The organism is Streptomyces sp. HUAS MS02, assembly GCF_055702265.1.
Map to the genome: position 1 here is coordinate 8,389,893 of NZ_CM146747.1, position 17,215 is coordinate 8,407,107.

The 17,215-nt window shown below is 71.9% G+C and carries 16 protein-coding genes, 1 pseudogene and 1 riboswitch; of the genes and pseudogenes, 6 read left to right on the forward strand and 11 right to left on the reverse strand.

The annotated features are described in order from the left end of the window. Positions 1-22: 22 nt before the first annotated feature. On the reverse strand, positions 23-2,593 hold the full coding sequence (locus ACZ9QC_RS36260) for an ABC transporter permease (RefSeq protein WP_472916951.1): 2,571 nt from the start codon (positions 2,591-2,593) through the stop codon (positions 23-25). Positions 2,594-2,597: 4 nt separating this feature from the next. Beyond that, complete coding sequence (locus tag ACZ9QC_RS36265; protein ID WP_472916952.1) at positions 2,598-3,467, reverse strand: ABC transporter ATP-binding protein; 870 nt, start codon at positions 3,465-3,467, stop codon at positions 2,598-2,600. 217 nt (positions 3,468-3,684) lie between these two features. Here ACZ9QC_RS36265 and ACZ9QC_RS36270 point away from each other — a divergent pair, with 217 nt between their 5' ends. Further along, complete coding sequence (locus ACZ9QC_RS36270) at positions 3,685-3,924, forward strand: toxin-antitoxin system HicB family antitoxin (RefSeq protein ID WP_215451230.1); 240 nt, start codon at positions 3,685-3,687, stop codon at positions 3,922-3,924. A gap of 4 nt (positions 3,925-3,928) precedes the next feature. Continuing rightward, positions 3,929-4,303: a fic family toxin-antitoxin system, toxin component gene (locus ACZ9QC_RS36275; RefSeq protein ID WP_472916953.1), complete on the forward strand. Its 375-nt coding sequence runs from the start codon at positions 3,929-3,931 to the stop codon at positions 4,301-4,303. On the opposite strand, the gene ACZ9QC_RS36280 is transcribed toward ACZ9QC_RS36275, so the two are convergent. Both ACZ9QC_RS36280 and ACZ9QC_RS36285 read right to left on the reverse strand, forming a co-directional pair. Continuing rightward, positions 4,272-4,958, reverse strand: a complete 687-nt coding sequence (locus ACZ9QC_RS36280) for a class I SAM-dependent methyltransferase (RefSeq protein ID WP_472916954.1) — start codon at positions 4,956-4,958, stop codon at positions 4,272-4,274. The two genes, ACZ9QC_RS36275 and ACZ9QC_RS36280, sit on opposite strands and share 32 nt — an antisense overlap. Before the next feature lie 119 nt (positions 4,959-5,077). Further along, the gene (locus tag ACZ9QC_RS36285; protein ID WP_472916955.1) at positions 5,078-5,764 is read right to left on the reverse strand and encodes an esterase/lipase family protein; all 687 of its coding nucleotides are present in this window, start codon (positions 5,762-5,764) and stop codon (positions 5,078-5,080) included. 169 nt (positions 5,765-5,933) lie between these two features. On the opposite strand from ACZ9QC_RS36285, the gene ACZ9QC_RS36290 reads away from it, so the two are divergent. Continuing rightward, on the forward strand, positions 5,934-8,087 hold the full coding sequence (locus tag ACZ9QC_RS36290) for a LuxR C-terminal-related transcriptional regulator (protein WP_472916956.1): 2,154 nt from the start codon (positions 5,934-5,936) through the stop codon (positions 8,085-8,087). 81 nt (positions 8,088-8,168) lie between these two features. Here ACZ9QC_RS36290 and bioD read toward each other — a convergent pair whose 3' ends face one another. From bioD to bioB, 3 genes are read right to left on the reverse strand one after another with little or no spacing between them, the layout of a single operon-like run. Further along, on the reverse strand, positions 8,169-8,888 hold the full coding sequence (gene bioD, locus ACZ9QC_RS36295; RefSeq protein WP_472916957.1) for a dethiobiotin synthase: 720 nt from the start codon (positions 8,886-8,888) through the stop codon (positions 8,169-8,171). 19 nt (positions 8,889-8,907) lie between these two features. Continuing rightward, positions 8,908-10,221 (reverse strand): adenosylmethionine--8-amino-7-oxononanoate transaminase, encoded by a 1,314-nt coding sequence (locus ACZ9QC_RS36300; protein WP_472916958.1) that lies wholly within the window; start codon positions 10,219-10,221, stop codon positions 8,908-8,910. Beyond that, positions 10,214-11,464 (reverse strand): biotin synthase BioB, encoded by a 1,251-nt coding sequence (gene bioB / locus ACZ9QC_RS36305; RefSeq protein ID WP_472916959.1) that lies wholly within the window; start codon positions 11,462-11,464, stop codon positions 10,214-10,216. Before bioB ends, ACZ9QC_RS36300 begins: the two co-directional genes overlap by 8 nt. A gap of 195 nt (positions 11,465-11,659) precedes the next feature. Between bioB and ACZ9QC_RS36310 the strand changes: the two genes are divergently transcribed. Continuing rightward, positions 11,660-12,790: an 8-amino-7-oxononanoate synthase gene (locus ACZ9QC_RS36310; protein WP_472916960.1), complete on the forward strand. Its 1,131-nt coding sequence runs from the start codon at positions 11,660-11,662 to the stop codon at positions 12,788-12,790. A gap of 57 nt (positions 12,791-12,847) precedes the next feature. Here the strand turns inward: ACZ9QC_RS36310 and ACZ9QC_RS36315 are convergent, their stop codons facing one another. After that, positions 12,848-13,072, reverse strand: coding sequence for a DUF397 domain-containing protein (locus ACZ9QC_RS36315; protein ID WP_472916961.1), 225 nt, complete (start codon positions 13,070-13,072; stop codon positions 12,848-12,850). 9 nt (positions 13,073-13,081) lie between these two features. Next, the gene (locus ACZ9QC_RS36320) at positions 13,082-13,942 is read right to left on the reverse strand and encodes a helix-turn-helix domain-containing protein (protein ID WP_472916962.1); all 861 of its coding nucleotides are present in this window, start codon (positions 13,940-13,942) and stop codon (positions 13,082-13,084) included. Between the two features lie 247 nt (positions 13,943-14,189). Between ACZ9QC_RS36320 and ACZ9QC_RS36325 the strand changes: the two genes are divergently transcribed. Continuing rightward, the gene (locus ACZ9QC_RS36325) at positions 14,190-14,648 is read left to right on the forward strand and encodes an ATP-binding protein (protein WP_472916963.1); all 459 of its coding nucleotides are present in this window, start codon (positions 14,190-14,192) and stop codon (positions 14,646-14,648) included. Here ACZ9QC_RS36325 and ACZ9QC_RS36330 read toward each other — a convergent pair. Together ACZ9QC_RS36330 and ACZ9QC_RS36335 are read right to left on the reverse strand one after the other, a co-directional pair. Beyond that, entirely contained in the window at positions 14,620-15,240 is a 621-nt protein-coding gene (locus ACZ9QC_RS36330) for a DUF6328 family protein (protein ID WP_472916964.1), read from the reverse strand. The two genes, ACZ9QC_RS36325 and ACZ9QC_RS36330, sit on opposite strands and share 29 nt — an antisense overlap. A gap of 74 nt (positions 15,241-15,314) precedes the next feature. Continuing rightward, a complete protein-coding gene (locus tag ACZ9QC_RS36335) occupies positions 15,315-15,788 on the reverse strand; it encodes a C40 family peptidase (protein WP_033529023.1) in 474 nt (157 codons plus the stop codon). Between the two features lie 3 nt (positions 15,789-15,791). Beyond that, positions 15,792-15,962: riboswitch (cyclic di-AMP (ydaO/yuaA leader) on the reverse strand. A gap of 466 nt (positions 15,963-16,428) precedes the next feature. On the opposite strand from ACZ9QC_RS36335, the pseudogene ACZ9QC_RS36340 reads away from it, so the two are divergent. Continuing rightward, a pseudogene (locus ACZ9QC_RS36340) lies at positions 16,429-17,169 on the forward strand (helix-turn-helix domain-containing protein). Positions 17,170-17,215 lie beyond the last annotated feature (46 nt).

Here is a 17,215-nt window from a genome sequence, read left to right on the forward strand (position 1 = left end):
GAGTCGGCACACCGCGAGTACATCACTCGTGCGCGATGGCCGCCAGCACGTTCATCCGGGACGCCCGCAGGGCCGGCAGCAGGGCCGCCACCACGCCCACGACCGCGGAGCCGATCACGACGGCGACGACCGTGCCCCACGGGATCGCCAGCGCTTTCATCCCCTGCAGTGCCAGCACCTGCTGCACGCACACGCCCCAGACCAGCCCCAGCGCGAGCCCGAGGACGGCACCGAACACGGCGATCACCACCGACTCCAGCCGGATCATCCGCCGCAGCTGCCGCCTGGCCAGCCCGATCGCGCGCAGCAGCCCGATCTCCCTGGTGCGCTCCACCACCGACAGGGCGAGGGTGTTGACCACGCCGAGCACGGCGATGACGATCGCGAGGCCCAGCAACGCGTAGACCAGGTAGAGCAGTACGGCGATCTGGCCCCGCACCAGCTCCTTGTAGTCGGCCTGGTCGCGGACCTGCACCTGCGGATACGGCTCGAGCGTCCGCTCCAGGTTCGCGCGCAGCTCGTCGGCGTCCGCACCGGAGCCCGCGTTCACGTACAGCGCCGAGTCCTGCCCGTCGGGCACCTGGGACTCGATGGTGCCCGTCCCGAAGAACAGCCCGCCCTGCATCCCGAAGCCGTCGGCGGTGTCCTGGTCGGTGAGCGCGGCCACCTTCAGCTCGGCGCTCTTCCCGGCGGGGAACCGCACCGGGATCGTGTCGCCGACCGTCACGTCGTGCTCCCGCGCGAACTCCACGTCCATGGCGATGGCACCGTCCGCGAGCGCGGCCGCGCTGTCGCCCTCGGCGTACGTGACGTTCGCGACCTCGTCGAGCCGCGTGTCGTAGGCCCCGGCGGTCGTCTCGATCCGCTCGCCGTCCGGCAGTCGGACCGCGACCGGGGTGAACCGCTGCCGTACGACGAGGCCGACGCCGTCGGTGGCGCGGACCTTGTCGGTGACCTCCTGCGGGAACGGCAGGAAGTTCTGGTTCTGGACGACGAAGTCGGCGCCCAGGGTTTTGTCGATCTCCTGGTCGAAGGACTTCGTCATCGACGCGCTCGCCACGGACATGCCGCCGACCAGCGCGATGCCCACCATCAACGCGGCGGCGGTGGCCCCGGTCCGGCGCGGGTTGCGCAGGGCGTTGCGCTGGCTCATCCGGCCCACGGAGCCGAACAGCGCGGGGAACGCCCCGCCCAGGACGCGGATCACCGGCCGCACGAGGAGTGGTCCCGCGATGACCGTCGCGACGAGGGTGAGGACCACACCGAGGCCGAGCAGGGAGGCCGCCGACCCCGTGTCGGACGACACCGCGCACCCCACCAGCGCGGCGGCCCCCGCCGCCCCGACGACCGTGCCGACCACCGCGCGGACCTTCAGGGGCCGCCCGATCCCGGCGGTCTCGGCGTCCGCGAGCGCCGCCATCGGCGACACGGCCGACGCCCGCCGCGCCGGCAGATAGGCCGCCACGAAGGTCACGCCGAGCCCCACGACGTAGGCCGCGACAGGCGTTCCCACGCCGATCACCATCTCGGTCGACTTCAGGTTCATCCCGAAGGCGCCCATGAGCGCGATCAGTCCGAAGGCCAGCCCGATGCCCACGGCGAGGCCGAGCGTCGACCCGACCAGCCCGAGCAGCGCCGCCTCGGTCAGCACCGACCGCCGCACCTGCCGCCGGTCGGCACCCAGCGCGCGCAACAGGCCGAGCTCGCGGGTGCGTTGGGCGATGAGCATCGAGAAGGTGTTGACGATGAGGAACATCCCGACGAGCGTGGCGATGCCGGCGAATCCGAGCATCACGTACTTGATGACGTCGAGGAACCCGCCGAGCGAGGCGGCGGCCGACTCGGCCTGCTCGTCGGCCGTCTCGTACTCGTACGCCGTCGGCCCCAGCGCGTCGGCGATCCGCCGCTTGAGCACGTCGTCGCTCACCCCCGGCCCGGCGGTCACCGAGATGCCGGTGGCGGCGTCGGGGTCGTCCAGCAGCTCGGTCTGCGCGACCCGGGTGTCGAGGAAGACCAGCGCGGAGCCGGGGTTGGTGGTGGTGAAGGTGGCGATGCCGACGACCTCCACCTCGAAGGAGCCCGGCCGGGCGAGGACCCTCAGGGTGTCGCCGATCCGCACGTCCTTGTTCTTGGCGGTGTCCGCGTCCAGCAGCGCCTGGCCGGGGCCCTCCGGCGCGTGCCCGCTCGTCAGCTTCACGGGGCTGCGGTCGGTGGGGTGCCAGTCCGTGGCGATGGTCGGGGCGCCCGTCGTCGGTCCGACCGACTCGTTGTCGCTGTCGACGACCGTGACGTTCTCCACGGACACGTCGATGTGGGCGTCCGCGACGCCGTCGATGCCCGCGATCCGCTCGGCGAGCGAGGCGGGCACCGTCTCCTCCGCCCCGGTGGGCAGCTGGCCCTCCAGCCCGTCGTCCCTGGGGCCCACGGTCACATCGGCCGAGGTGGAGGCGAAGAGCCGGTCGAAGGTGCGGGTGACCGTGTCCGAGAAGATCAGACTGCCCGTGACGAAAGCGACGGACAGGATCACCGCGAGTGCCGAGAGCAGCAGCCGCCCCTTGTGCGCCAGGAAACTCCGCAGGGTCGCCTTGAGCACGGTCTCAGTCCTTGTCGACGTCGATGGGCCCGGTGGCCCCGGTGTCCCCGGTGACCGGGGCGGCCCCGTCGGCCGGGGCGCTCTCCGGGGTGAAGGCCGCCCGGACGGTGTCGAAGCGCTTCATGCGCTCCAGGACAGCCTCGGCCGAGGGACGCTCCATGCGGTCCACGATCCGCCCGTCCGCGAGGAAGAGCACCAGGTCGGAGTGGGCGGCGGCGCCCGGGTCGTGGGTGACCATGACGACCGTCTGCCCCAGCTGGTCCACCGCCTCGCGCAGGAAGCCGAGCACTTCGAGCCCGGCGCGGGAGTCGAGGTTGCCGGTGGGCTCGTCCGCGAAGATCAGCTCGGGCCGGGAGGCGAGCGCGCGGGCGCAGGCGACGCGCTGCTGCTGACCGCCGGAGAGCTGGGCGGGCCGGTGCTTCAGCCGGTCGCGCAGGCCGAGGGTGTCGATGACCTGGGCCAGCCACTTCTCGTCGGGCTTCTTGCCCGCGATGTCCATGGGCAGGGTGATGTTCTCGGCCGCGTTCAGCGTGGGGATCAGGTTGAAGGACTGGAACATGAAGCCGATCCGGTCCCGGCGCAACCGGGTCAGGTCGCGCTCCCTGAGTCCGGTGATCTCGGTGTCCCCGAGCCACACCTGTCCGGCCGAGACGGTGTCGAGTCCGGCCAGGCAGTGCATCAAGGTGGATTTGCCGGAGCCCGAGGGGCCCATCACGGCGGTGAAGCGGCCGCGCGCGATGTCCACGTCGACCGCGTCGAGGGCGAGGACCGCCGTCTCGCCCGAGCCGTACGCCTTCGTCAGGCCCCGGGCACGGGCGGCGAAGCCGTCGGCTTCCGCGCGGCCGAGGGGGTGCTCAGCGGCAGCAGTGGACAAAACGGCCTCCAGGCTCGAACCAGTTCGAATTCCGGGCGTTCTCGGCCGAGCCTAGTGTGACCCAAGGCACAGCCGAAATCCCCCCGAGGTCCGAGGTGTCCTCCGCCGCAGGTCGGGTTTCCGATACCGATGTAAGGGGCACGCATGGGTGCCTCGGCCCGCTGCCGGGTCGCGTGGGCCCTTGCCTCCGCTAGCGATTCGGCGCTAGCGTCGAGTCATGGCCAAGACCCAGCTGAACGTGCGGGTGGACGAGGACACGGCCCGAGCCGCCCGAGAGCGAGCCCTGGAGCGCGGGATGAGTGTGAACCGGTACATCGAGGAGCTGGTCAGGCAGGACACCGGGGAGGCGGGTCACACCTTCGTCGAGTCCGCCGCCGACTTCATGAAGCAGTACGAGGCGGTCTTCGCCGAGGAGTTCGGCACCGGGCCCGAGAACGGGCGCGAGGGACGTCACTGATCCCTTGAGTCAGCTTCGCATCGACCTCGCCTGGCTCCTGATGGTCGCCGAACGCAAGACGCCCGGCGATCCCCAGGTCACCGACTGGGGCGCGCTCGTCGCGGCCGTCGCCCGGCACGAGGCCCAGATCTTCGACATCGCCGTCTACGACACCCCGCACGCCCGCGCCGCCGCCCTGCTCCAACTCCTCCTGCACGTCCCGGCGTTGGAACGCTCCAACGCGCTGTTCGCCTCCGCCGTCGCCTACGGCTACCTCGTGGCCAGCGGCGTCAAGGTCGTCACCTCCGCCGAGCAGGTGCGCGAACTGGCCCGACTCGTCAAGAGCGGCGAGGCCGGCCTGCACGACATCACCCGGGAGCTGCGCCAGTGGAGCCAGTGACCCCCGGCCGCCGCGCCCGGCCCAGCACGCAGTAGGAGCTGGGCAGCCGCGGCCCCTGCTCGGGCACCAGGACCTCCCGGACCGTCCCCACCTCGAACCCGGCGGCCCGCAGCGCGTCGACCGGGTCACGGGAGACGTGGCAGCCGCCGAACAGCAACGGCCACACCGAGCCGTCCAGCGCCCGCTGGGCCGTCCGCATGGCCCGGCCTCCGCCTCGGCCGTGCTCGAAGAACCGCAGCTCACCACCGGGACGCAACACGCGGCGGATCTCGCTCAGCGAGCGCCGTACGTCCCGCACACTGCACAGCACCAGGGACACGACGGCCGCGTCGAAGGCCTCGCTCTTGACCGGCAGCGCCTCCGCCGCGCCCGGCACCACGTCCACCGGCACCTCGGCGCGCAGGGCGGCCTCCAGGGCCAACCGCCGCAGCGAGTGCTCGGGTTCGATCGCCACCACCTCGGAGACGGTGCCGGGGTAGTGCGCGAAGTTCAGGCCGTTGCCGGCCCCGATCTCGATGACACGCCCCGACAGCCCGGCGAGCAACTCCTCGCGCAGCGGGCCGATCCTCGGCTCCGCCGACACACTCAGTCTGGCGTAGAAACGGGCGAAGAGGGGGTGGTGCACGGCGTCCTTCGCGGCACGGGCGCGGACCATGGAACCTCCCGAAGAGGGCGGCGGATACCGCGATTGTCCCCCGGGAAGCACCCGCTCACCCGTCGCACGGCCGTGGGGAACGACTGTGCGACGGGTGGCGTGGGGCGGCGGGTGGCGCGTCAGGCGATGAAGTCGCGGACCTGCTCGTACACCCCGTGGTCGTTGTTCATCTCGTTGTGCGACACACAGCCGACCTCGACGTTCGTCGCGCCGCTGAGGATCGCGGTGGTGTCCGGGGTGAGCGCGTCGTCGCAGTTCGACCAGTAGCTGGCGTAGGACACGCTGCCCGGCGTCTCGTCACCGGAGTTGAGCGCGGTCAGGAACGAGCTGCCGGTGTACATCTCGCCACAGGACGTGTAGAGCCAGCGGCACCAACCGGCCACGGTCGTCCCGTGGTTCACACCGGCCGTGGAGACGAAGTCGTCCACGTACGAGGTCCCGCCGAGGTTCTTGAGGTAGTAGCGGGAGCTGAGCGCGCCCATGGAGTGCACCACCACGTCGACCTTCGCGGCACCCGTCGCGGCGCGCACACTGTCGATCTTGGTCTTCAGCTGTGCCGCCGTGGTGGCGTTCGACTGGCCCCAGTCGTAGGACCAGGAGTGCAGCTCCGAGGACGTGTAGCCGTCCGCCTTGAAGTACGCGATCCAGTCGTCCCAGCTGCTGGACGAACTGCTCAGGCCGTGCACGAAGACGACCGGGTTGTGGGTGGCGGCCTGGGCGGAGGACGCCGAGAAGGAGAGCGACAGAAGGAGCGTGCTGGTCACGGTCGCGAGAGCAGTGGCGATACGGCGCATGCGGCGTTGCATGGTGCCTCCTGAAACGGGTGGGGTTCGTCAGGAGTGTCAGCGGGGTCTACGCGCGCCGCATCGGCGAAATCGCCGGTCTTTACTGGCCGGTTAACTCGCAAGTAACGTGATGAGCGTGGTGACTCCGGTGAACCCCCCACAACTTCCGCATCGCTCGCCACCGCCCCCCATGAACGCGTGGCCGAGCCCGAACGCAGCGTCGGCCGCCGTGCCCACGCTGTCCGAAGGCGTGCGCGTACGCCTGCTGCACGCCGCCCACGGCGACCCGCGGGCCGCCGCGGAACTCGCCGCGGCCCTCACCCCCCGCCAGCTCACGGGCCTCGACCCGCTCCCCGCCGAGCCCCTCGCACTGGCCCCCGCCCTCCTGCGAAGCCACCGGCGGGACGTACGGGCCCTGCCCGACGACACCCGCTTCCTGCTGCTCCTCGCCGCCGCCGACCAGTACCCGGTGGCGACGCACGCCTACGCGCGCGCCGTCACCGCCGCCCGCCTCGACACCCGCCCGCTCGACACGGCGGAGGCGGCCGGCCTCGCGCACGCCACCGCCCAGGGCATCGTCTTCCGGGACGCCTGGACCCGGATCGCCGTCTACGAGTCCGCGTCCACGGCCGACCGGCGCGAGGCACACCGTCTCCTCGCCGCCGTCCTCAGCGGCGAGGGCGAGCGACCCGGCCGGTCCTGGCACCGGGCCGCCGCCGCCCTCGGCCCGAGCCGCCGCCTCGCCGCCGAACTCCGTCTCGCGTCACGGGTGGCACGTGCCATCGGCGACCCCGCCCTCGCCTCCGCCCTCGCCGAACGCGCCGCCGGCCTCACCCCCGAACCGGCCGAACGCGCGCCCCTGCTCGCCCGGGCCGCCGCCGAGGCCTGGCAGTCCGGCGACGGCGACCGGGCCCGTCGCCTCGTCGCCGCCACCGACGACGACGCCCTCGCGGGACTGCTCGCCCTGCGCGCCGGCAACGCCGCCGAGGCGTTCGACGCCCTGCTCACCGCCGCCGTCCGGCACGTCGGCGACCACACCTCGGACCGGGCCTCCCATCTGCTGGCACGAGCCACCGAGGCCGCCATCTACACCGGCGACCTCCGCCGCTGCCGCGAGGCCGCCGCCGTCGCCGACGGGCTCGGCATCCTGCCGCCCAGCACCCTCGGTGCCCTCGCCGCCGCGTTCGAGGGTCGCTACGACGACGCCCGCGACGTCCTCGAAGCCGCCGCCGGGCGCTGCGGTCCCGGCGGCGACCCCACCCAGCTCCTCCACTCCGGGATCGCCGCCCTCCTCCTCGGCGACCACACCCGCGCCTTCAGCGCCACCGCCCGCGCCGCCGCCTCCGCGCGGGCCGGCGGCGAGACGGCGACCGTGCCGCAGGCCATGGAGTTCCGGGCCTACGCCGAGTTCTGGACCGGCCGCCCCAAGGCCGCCGAGGCCGCCGCCGTGGACGCGCTGCGCCAGGCGTACGCCACCGGGCAGGACAACGGCGCCTGCCACCTCCAGGCCGCCCTCGCGATGTTCGCCGCCATCACCGGCGACGAGGAGGTCTGCCGGGAACGCGCCGAGTCCGCCCGAGGCCACGCCCTGGAACGCGGCCTCGGACTGCCCGCCGCGCTCGCCATGTTCGCCCTCGCCTTCCTCGACCTGACCACCGGCCGGTACGCCGCCTCGGCCGCCCGGCTGCGCGCCCTCGCCGGGTTCGGCCCCGGGCACGGGCACCGGGCCATCCGGCACATCGCCACCCCGCACTACGTCGAGGCCGCCGTCCGTACCGGCGACACCCGGGTGGCCGTCGCCGCGCACGCCGACTACGACCGCTGGGCCCGCACCGTCCGCAGCGCCGACGACCTCGCGCTCAGCGCCCGCTGCCGGGCCCTCCTCGCGACCGGCGAGGAGGCCGTCGAGCACTACCGCGCCGCACTCGACCTGCACGCCTCCGGCACCCGCGACTTCGAACGCGCCCGTACGGAACTCCTGTTCGGCAGCGCCCTGCGGAGGCTCCGCAGACGCACCGAGGCCCGCGACCGGCTGCACAGCGCCCTGGAGGCATTCGACCACTTCGGCTCCCCACACTGCGCGTCCCAGGCCCGCTCCGAACTCCGGGCCCTCGGCGAGCGCGCCACCGCCGCGCCCGTCGCGGAGGACCTGGCCGCCCGGCTCACCGCCCAGCAGCTGATGATCGCCCGCATGGCGGCGGAGGGGGCGACCAACCGGGAGATCGCGGCGCGGCTGCTGCTGAGCCCGCGCACGATCGACCACCATCTGCGCGGAGTGTTCTCCCGGTTGGGCATCAGATCGAGGATCGAGCTGGTGAGGCTGCTGGGGGAGACGGAAAACTGAGAGCCGCGGCGCGCCTCTTCAGGGACGCGGGGAACCGCGCGACCAGCCACGACGTACCCGCGGTGGACCGCAGCGGAACCCCTACGGCGCGGCTTCGGCCGCACTGAACGAAGCGGCGTCCCACACTCCACCGAGCGCCGGCGCCAACCAACCAGCGGCCGCCGCCCGGAAGGCAGCCGGGGGCAACCCCCCGGCCCCCGCGGGCACCGCCCCCACCAGTGGCGCGTCCGCGACCACCGGCAGATCCGCCAGATTGCACCGCGACGCCAGGTCCGGGACCTCGGGCCAGCTGCCGATCACTACACCCGTCAACTCGACTTCCCGCACGGCGAGTTCGCGGGCCGTCAGCTCGGTCGTGTTCAACGTGCCCAGCCCCGCCGAGGCGACCAGCAGCACCGGCGCACCCAGCAGCCGGGCCGTGTCCGCCAGCGTGCCGCCCGCCTCGTCGAACCGGACGAGGAGGCCGCCCGCGCCCTCGACCAGGACCAGGTCGTGGTCGGTCGTCAGCTTGGCCGCGGCCTCGGCGACGTCCTCCGGGTGCACCGGCGGCAGGCCCGAGCGGCGCGCGGCGGTCGCGGGAGCCAACGGCTCCGGATAGCGGGCGAGTTCACGGACGGTGACGGCACCCGCGAGCCGGCCGACCTCGTCCGCGTCGCCGCGCTCGTCCGGCCGTACGCCCGTCTGCGCGGGCTTCAGCACCGCCACCGAGCGGCCGGCGGCCACGGCGACCGCCGCGACCGCCGCCGTGGTGACCGTCTTGCCGACCTCCGTGCCCGTCCCCGTGACCACCAGGACCGTCATGTCGTCCTCTTCCGTTCCGTCATCCCGCCGCGGCCGCCGCGCACACCGCGCGCGCGATCCGCGCCACGTCCTCGTCGCCCGTGACGTACGGCGGCATCGTGTAGACGAGATCCCGGAACGGCCGCAGCCACACGCCCTCGCGCACCGCTGCCGCCGTCGCCGCCCCCATGTCCACCGGGCGGTCGAGCTGCACCACCCCGATCGCGCCGAGGACACGTACGTCCTTCACGCCCGGCACCTCGCGCGCCGACGCGAGCCCCTCGCGCAACCCCGTCTCGATCCGCTTGACCTCCGCGAGCCAGTCCTGGCCCAGCAGCAGCTCGATCGAGGCACAGGCGACGGACGCCGCCAGCGGGTTGCCCATGAAGGTGGGCCCGTGGGCCAGCACCGGCACCTCGCCCCGCGAGATCCCGTCGGCCACCCGGGCCGTGCACAGCGCCGCCGCCAGAGTCAGATAGCCACCGGTCAGCGCCTTGCCGACACACATCACATCCGGCGTCACCGCCGCGTGGTCGGCCGCGAACAGCGCTCCCGTACGCCCGAACCCGGTGGCGATCTCGTCGAACACCAGCAGCACGTCGTGCGCGTCGCACGCCTCGCGCAGCACCCGCAGATACGCGGGGGAGTGGAAGCGCATCCCGCCCGCCCCCTGCACCACGGGCTCCACGATCACGGCCGCCAACTCGCCGGCGTGCCGCTCGATCGCCGAGCGCAGCGACTGCGCGTACGCCTCGTCGAACCCGACCGGCGGCGGGTCCACGAACACCTGCCGGGGCAGGACCCCCTGCCACAGCTCGTGCATCCCGCCCTCGGGGTCGCACACCGACATCGGCTGCCAGGTGTCGCCGTGGTAGCCGCCGCGCCAGGTCAGCAGCCGCCGCTTGCCGGGGCGGCCGAGCGAGCGCCAGTACTGCAGGCACATCTTGACCGCGACCTCGACGGACACCGACCCCGAGTCGGCGAGGAACACATGCTCCAGACCCTCGGGCGACATGTCGACGAGGTGCTTGGCCAGCCGCACGGCGGGCTCGTGGGTGAGCCCGCCGAACATGACGTGGCTCATCCGGCCGAGCTGCTCGCGCGCCGCCTCGTTCAGGACGGGGTGGTTGTAGCCGTGGATCGCCGACCACCACGACGACATGCCGTCGACCAGCTCGCCCGAACCGTCCGCGAGCTTCAGCCGGACCCCGCTCGCCGACTCCACGACGAGCGGTTCCTGCCGGCCCGGCATGGGCCCGTACGGGTGCCACACATGCCGCCGGTCGAGCTCCACCAGCTCCGGCACGCTCAGACCGGACGACTCGGGCAGGCTCAGGCCGGTCACCTCAGGCATTGGGCGCGAGGTCGGTTCCGGCGCCCCGGCGGCGTACGGCCACCAGATCCGTACGGGCCTCCCCGGCCGGGGTCGCGGCGGCCGGGGCCCGGTCGGCGGAACCGCACACACCGCCCCCCGCGTGCGAGCCGCAACCCGCGCCCGCGGTCTCGTCCTTGTGCGATCCGCAACCGCCCCCGGCGTGCGATCCGCACCCGGCGCCCTCCGCGGACCCGCAGCCCCCACCGGCGGCCGCTGTCGCCCGGTGCCGCGGCAGCGTCACCTGGTCGGTGCCCTCGACCTCGAACCCGGCGTCCGCGATCATCTCCAGGTCGGCCCTGCCCGCCTGGCCCTCGCTGGTGAGGTAGTCGCCGAGGAAGATCGAGTTGGCCAGGTGCAGGGCGAGCGGCTGCATCGTGCGCAGATGGACCTCGCGGCCGCCGGCGATCCGTACCTCGATGTCCGGGCAGACGAACCGCACCATCGCCAGGATCCGCAGACAGCGCTGCGGGGTCAGGTTCCACTCCTTGGCCAGCGGGGTGCCCTCGAACGGGATCAGGAAGTTCACCGGCACCGAGTCCGGGTCCAGTTCGCGCAGCGAGAAGACCACGTCGACCAGGTCCTCGTCGCTCTCGCCCATGCCCGCGATCAGCCCCGAGCAGGCCGACAGACCGGCCGCGTGCGCCTTCTGGACCGTGTCCACCCGGTCGGCGTACGTGTGCGTCGTCGTGATCTCGCCGTACGTCGCCTCGGACGTGTTCAGGTTGTGGTTGTAGGCGTCGGCGCCCGCCTCCCGCAGACGTTCCGCCTGGCCGTCGGAGAGCAGACCGAGACAGGCGCACACCTCGACGCCCTCGTTGCCGTCCTTGATCGCCTTGATGGTGTCCGAGACCCGGTCCACGTCCCGGTCGGTCGGGCCGCGCCCGGAGGCCACCAGACAGACCCGCTTGGCGCCCCCGGCGAGCCCGGCCGCGGCGGCCTCGGAGGCCTCGTGCGGCTTGAGCCAGGTGTACTTGAGGATGCCGGCCGTCGAGCCGAGCCGCTGCGAGCAGTAGGAACAGTCCTCGGGGCACAGGCCCGACTTGAGGTTCACCAGGTAGTTCAGTTTCACCCGGCGCCCGAACCAGTGCCGGCGTACCTTCCCGGCCGCGGCCACCACGTCCAACAGCTCGTCGTCGGAGGTGCCGAGAACGGCGAGCGCCTCGGCACGGCTCAGCGGCTCTCGCCGGAGCCCCTTGTCCACCAGCGTGTTCAGCAGGTCCATGAGAGCCGATCCTGTCCTACGGGACCGCTCCCGGCCAAGGAGGCTTCGGACAACAGAGTGGGATCGACGTGTGGGTATTGCCACATCGTGGGCGGCTGGTCCGGCCGTTAGTGTCTGTGCACTGCCTACAAAAGCCCCCGCCGAGCCGTCCACGACGGCCCGGCGCTGCGGGCCGCACATCAAACCGGAGGACCAATGGCGTTCGGCTGGATCGACGAGCAGGCCTCGGCGCGCCGCCGGGCCGGGCTGGTGCGGACCCTGCGCCCCCGCCCCGCCGACTCGCCGCTCCTCGATCTCGCGAGCAACGACTACCTGGGTCTGGCCCGGCACCCCGAGATCACCGAGGGCGCCGCGGAGGCCGCGCGCCGCTGGGGCGCCGGCGCCACCGGCTCCCGGCTCGTCACCGGCACCACCGAGCTGCACGGTGAGCTGGAGCGGGAACTCGCCGACTTCTGCGGTTTCGAGGCCGCCCTCGTCTTCTCCTCCGGTTACGCGGCCAACCTCGCCGCCGTCACCGCGCTCGCCCCGCACGGCTCGCTGATCGTCTCGGACGCGGGCAACCACGCCTCCCTCATCGACGGCTGCCGGTTGGCCCGGGGCACCACCCAGGTCGTGGCCCACGCCGACCCGGAGGCGGTCCGCAAGGCGCTCGCCACCGGCGGCGGGGCGCCTGCCGTCGCCGTCTCCGACACGGTGTTCTCCGTGGACGGCGACGCCGCCCCGCTGACCGGACTGGCCGCTGCCTGCCGTGAGTTCGGCGCCGGGCTCGTGGTGGACGACGCGCACGGCCTCGGTGTCCTCGGCGACGGCGGCCGGGGCGCGCCGTACGCGGCGGGGCTCGCGGGCGCCCCCGACGTGGTCGTGACGGTCACGCTGTCGAAGTCGCTGGGCAGCCAGGGCGGTGCGGTGCTCGGCCCCGCGAAGGTCATCGACCACCTGGTCAACGCGGCCCGGACGTTCATCTTCGACACGGGCCTCGCCCCCGCGGCGACCGGAGCGGCGCTCGCCGCGCTCCGGCTGCTGCGCCGTGAGCCCGAGCGCGCCGCGCGGGCCCGCGAGGTGGCCCGGGAGCTGCACACACGGCTGACGGCGTCGGGCCATGAAGCGGTGCGGCCCGACGCCGCCGTGGTCTCCGTACGCGCGCCGTCGCCGGATCAGGCGGTGCGGTGGGCGGCGGACTGCCGTGCGGCGGGTCTCGCCGTCGGCTGTTTCCGTCCACCGTCCGTACCGGACGGCGTTTCGCGGCTGCGGCTGACCGCCCGCGCGGATCTCACGCGGGAGCAGATCGACCGAGCCGTGGGGATCATCGGCGATACGCGGCCGTGAGTCGGCGTCAGGGCCGAGCGTCGCCGTAAGCGGAAGTGCGCACGCCGTCGGCGGTGGTCACCGAAGCGTGGTGATGAATCCCTCCCAGGCGTCGGGGTCGAACAGCAGGGCGGGCCCCGCCGTGTTCTTCGAATCGCGTACGGCCACCAGGCCGGCCCAGCGGCCGGACGTGGGACGGGCCGTCTCCACGCAGTTGTTCATCCCCGTGCTGCGACTGCTGCGCAGCCATCGCACTCCGTGCAGTTCGGTACTGGTGGGTACGTTCCGAGGCAGTGCGGACATGGTGCCTCCTTACGCGCCGGCGGCTAACCCGGCGATGTAATCCAACGAGTCCTCGGGCGAAAGGGCGTGGATCTGAAGGGCGTTGAAGGCCTCGACATACGCCTTGAGGTCTTCTTTCCGTTCGAGGTAGAGGCTACTCGTCAAGTGGTCGAGAACAACCACGTCCAGATCAGATGTGCTCCGAAATGAGAAAATTACGAAAGGGCCCGTGACGCCGATGTGCGCCCCGGCAGTGAACGGCAGCACCTGCAGTCGCACCTGAGGCAGCCGGGCCGCCTCGACCAGCCGGCCCAGTTGCCGGGCCATGATCTCGGGACCGCCCACCTCACGTCGGAGAACGCCCTCGTCGAGCACGGCGCTCAGCTTCAGCGGCGGGTTCGCGCGCAGCACTTCCTGCCGCGCGAGCCGCACCTCCACGAGCGCGTCGAGTTTGTCGTCTTCCAGCCCCTCCACCGCGGCCCGGGTCACCGCCCGCGCGTACTCGGGAATCTGCAGCAGTCCGGGCACCACGGAGGTCTCCAGCGTCCGCATCCCCCCGGCCTGCGACTCCAGGCTGATGAAGTCCCGGTACGTCGGCGGCAGTACGCCCCGGTACGCGTGCCACCAGTTGTGCCGCCCGCCGCCGTCCTCGGAGCCCGCCAGCGCCAGGAGCAGCTCCCGCAGTTCGGCGTCGCGGACCCCGTACGCGTCCAGGAGCTTGCGTACGTCCGCGGGCTTCACCCCGCTCGCGCCCGTCTCGATCCGGCTCACCTTGGACTGGTGCCAGCCCACGCGGTGGGCCGCCTCGATGCTGGTGAGCGCGGAACGGGTGCGCAGGACACGCAACTCGGCACCGAGCTTGCGGCGGCGCACCGCCGGACCGTACTGCATGGGATTCTCCTTCCGCCCGGCGTGCGAAGTCGGGGTGACGACAGAGGATGGACGAAACCCCCACCGAAATACGGTCGGCCGTCGGATAGTTCACCGCTTCGAGCGACAGATATATGCATATCTTGGTGGATCGTGCCCGTGACAGCCCAGGTAGTGGCAGTCTGGCGCGAAGCACCAGTCCGGGACCGTAGTCGAACCATCCGCTCCCTGTCGGACATCCGGTCCCGTGGGAAAGGGACGCCTCGCCATGGCAGATCACCTGGAAGCATCCGTCACTCTGCCGAGCGATCCCGCCTCGGTGTCCGCCGCCCGGAACTACGTCGCCGGCGTGCTCGCCGAATGGGGTCTGCCGGGCGACACCGACATCGCGGACACCGTGCGCCTGATCGTGTCCGAGCTCGCCACCAACGCCGTCCAGCACACCCTCGGTCAGTCGCCCACCTTCACCGTGGACATGGCCCTCGACCGGGACGAGCAGCTGCGCATCGGCGTCACCGACAGCCATCCACGCTTTCCGAAACGGCTCCCGGCCGCCGTCCAGCAGGACAACGGCCGGGGCATGGTCATCATCCGCTGGCTGACCGCCGAGTGCGGGGGCAGGCTCAGCGTCAGACCCACCCGGGAGGGCGGCAAGACGGTGGCGATCGAACTGCCCTGGACGGTCCCGGCCCAGCCGGTCAGCGCGGGCGGTCCGCAGGAGACGTGACGGCGTCCCAGTTCGTGTCTTCCGTGTCCGCGTTCGTGTCCGGGCCCTGAGGCGTCCTCGATGACGGTGCGGGCGCGGGGGGACGTGCGGGCGTGGTCGGAGTCGAGCCGTAGCGGTCGGAGACACGGCCCACCAGCTTCGGGAGGACGGCCCACAGGCTCAGGCACACGAGGAGGGTGCCGGCCCCGGCGGCGATCCCGGCAGTCCGGCCGAGCGTCACGTCCACGACGAGCAGGACGGATCCGGTGAAGGCCGGCATCAGCACGATCAGGCCCGCGGTGGCCAGCCTCGACGAGACCTGGACGATGACGGGCTTGGCGTTCTGCTGGAAGAGCGAGCGGTGCAGGGCGGCCGGGGCGGTGAAGAGCGTCGCCGCGAGGACCGAGAGCAGCAGGGTGATGACGTACGTGGCGCGCTGGACGGAGTCCAGGTCCGGAAAGCGCGGGGTGAAGGCCAGCGTCAGCAGGAAGGCGAAGAGGATCTGCACCCCGGTCTGGGTGACGCGCAGTTCCTGCAGCAGTTCGGAGAAATTGCGGTCGGCGCGTTCGAGTGGGGTCTCGTTGCGTGCGGGGCGGGTGCGTTCGTCGGCCATGGTCGAACGGGTATCCAAAACCGCCGGTCGCACGCCCGTGGGGGCGGCGGAGCTCCCCGCCGCCCCCACGTGGGTCAGCGGACCCGGCCGTACCAGACGTTCTTCGTCCAGAGCTTCTGCAGCCGGACGACGTCACCCGTCTTCGGCGAGTGCCAGATCTTTCCCTTCCCCGCGTAGATACCGACGTGATAGACGTTCGAGCCCGAGTGGAAGAAGACGAGGTCTCCGAGCTTGCGGCTGCTCGCGGAGATGTGCTTCGTCTTGTTGTACTGCTGCTGAGCAGTACGGGGCAGCTTCTTGCCCGCCTTCTTGAACGAGTAGAGCGTCAGCCCTGAGCAGTCGAACCTGCTCGGGCCCGTGGCGCCGTACTTGTAAGGGGAGCCCTTCTTGGAAGCCGCGACCTTGAGTGCCTTCGACGCCACCGTGGCGGCCTCGGCGTCGGCTGCGACGCCCGGGACCACGATGCTGCCGCTGACAGCGGCGATGGTCAGAGCCGAGGCCGTGCCGGCCCGGGTCAACAGCGACGGGACACGATTCAGCGCAGTCATGCGCAACCCTTCGTCAGCCGCCTGTGAAGGATGACCTGTCGGATTCGGGCTGGCGAAGTTGCCCGGCCGCTGACGCGGCTTCACCCCAAGGGCTGCTCGGCGCGGTCATGGCTTGACCGTTCCGGCGACCCGTCGTGCTTGGGTCCTCCACTCCTGCCGATGCACTTCTGTCGACCGGTCATCCGGGCGGCGGCAGGACTCGGCGTCCACCCGGATCGCCCCGCCGCTGCGGCGGGGGCTTGTCGTCAGGAAGGGATCTTGACGCACTGAAGTCCGAAAATCCCAACGGAACCGTGGATTTGTGGTCTTACTCACCACTCGCCCGTTCGGGTGGACAGACCCTTTTCGGCTGTTGTGTCCAGGCGGTCGAGGAGGTCCGCACCAGCACCGGAATGGTGCATTCCGGCCCGGTACCAGGCGTGTTGCGCAACTTGACAGGTCCTCACGACGTATGGGCCGATGGGTCGATCGCAGTAGGCCGTCCGGACGGCGCGAAACCTGGACCGGACGCTCCGTCAGTAGTACGGCGAGCGCCCCGGGATCGGTTCAGACGCTCTGGTGCTCTGTCCACATTGGTTCGCCGGGTTGGTGGGCGGGGCGGACGGATGTGCGGTATGTCCGATCCGAGTGCTGGGGTGCGGTGGCTGAGCCTGTCCGCGTGCGCAGGTTGACCGACCAGGAGGGGCAGAAGCTGCAGCAGATCGTGTGCCGGGGCAGCAGCAGTTCGGTGCGCTTCCGACACGCGATGATGCAACTGACGTCCGCCGGCGGGAACCGGTTCCCGGTGATCGCCCAGCTGGTGCAGGCCGACGAGGACACCGTGCGCGATGCGATCCATCGGTTCAACGAGATCGGCCTGGCCTGCCTGGACCCTCGGTGGGCGGGAGGCCGTCCCCTCCTGCTGCACCGCACCCACGGAGTCCGGTACTTCCACGGCTGCTATTCGGTCGGCGACGACACGCTCTGGGGCATCAACCGCCGGAAGAAGGGTGCCGCGAACACTGGCAGCGCTCAGGTCGATCCGGGCCGCCCGACCGGACGGCGCCCCATCCACGTCTTCTTGGACAACCTGTCCGCCCACAAGGGTGAGACGGTCCGCCGCTGGGCGAGGAAGAACCGCGTCCAGCTGTTCTTCACGCCGACCGCGTCCTGGGTCAAGCCGATCGAGGCGCACTTCGGGCCGCTGCGGCAGTTCACCCGAAGCGGAAAGTCTGGGAGGCCACGCTCCGCCGGATTCCACCCCGCCTTGGGAAGATGGGAAGACCAGCCCTCGCCATCCGGCGAGCATTCCGAAGGTGTCCTCGTCCGGAAGGGACTCCTCCTTGGCACTCCGCCGGCAACCCTGCCGAGTGATCGTCCCGATCAGGTGCGGTCACAGTAGTGAGGGCCACTGGCAACGGGGTTCACTCACGTGCGGGGCCGGACCT

Bases quoted from the DNA above. Each gene is read 5' to 3' on its own strand.
- ACZ9QC_RS36330 (WP_472916964.1), bottom strand. From the start codon at position 15,240: ATGGCCGACGAACGCACCCGCCCCGCACGCAACGAGACCCCACTCGAA.
- ACZ9QC_RS36310 (WP_472916960.1), top strand. From the start codon at position 11,660: ATGGCGTTCGGCTGGATCGACGAGCAGGCCTCGGCGCGCCGCCGGGCC.
- ACZ9QC_RS36320 (WP_472916962.1), bottom strand. From the start codon at position 13,942: ATGCAGTACGGTCCGGCGGTGCGCCGCCGCAAGCTCGGTGCCGAGTTG.
- ACZ9QC_RS36290 (WP_472916956.1), top strand. From the start codon at position 5,934: ATGAACGCGTGGCCGAGCCCGAACGCAGCGTCGGCCGCCGTGCCCACG.
- bioD (WP_472916957.1), bottom strand. From the start codon at position 8,888: ATGACGGTCCTGGTGGTCACGGGGACGGGCACGGAGGTCGGCAAGACG.
- ACZ9QC_RS36335 (WP_033529023.1), bottom strand. From the start codon at position 15,788: ATGACTGCGCTGAATCGTGTCCCGTCGCTGTTGACCCGGGCCGGCACG.
- ACZ9QC_RS36280 (WP_472916954.1), bottom strand. From the start codon at position 4,958: ATGGTCCGCGCCCGTGCCGCGAAGGACGCCGTGCACCACCCCCTCTTC.
- ACZ9QC_RS36300 (WP_472916958.1), bottom strand. From the start codon at position 10,221: ATGCCTGAGGTGACCGGCCTGAGCCTGCCCGAGTCGTCCGGTCTGAGC.
- ACZ9QC_RS36325 (WP_472916963.1), top strand. From the start codon at position 14,190: ATGGCAGATCACCTGGAAGCATCCGTCACTCTGCCGAGCGATCCCGCC.
- bioB (WP_472916959.1), bottom strand. From the start codon at position 11,464: ATGGACCTGCTGAACACGCTGGTGGACAAGGGGCTCCGGCGAGAGCCG.
- ACZ9QC_RS36315 (WP_472916961.1), bottom strand. From the start codon at position 13,072: ATGTCCGCACTGCCTCGGAACGTACCCACCAGTACCGAACTGCACGGA.
- ACZ9QC_RS36285 (WP_472916955.1), bottom strand. From the start codon at position 5,764: ATGCAACGCCGCATGCGCCGTATCGCCACTGCTCTCGCGACCGTGACC.
- ACZ9QC_RS36270 (WP_215451230.1), top strand. From the start codon at position 3,685: ATGGCCAAGACCCAGCTGAACGTGCGGGTGGACGAGGACACGGCCCGA.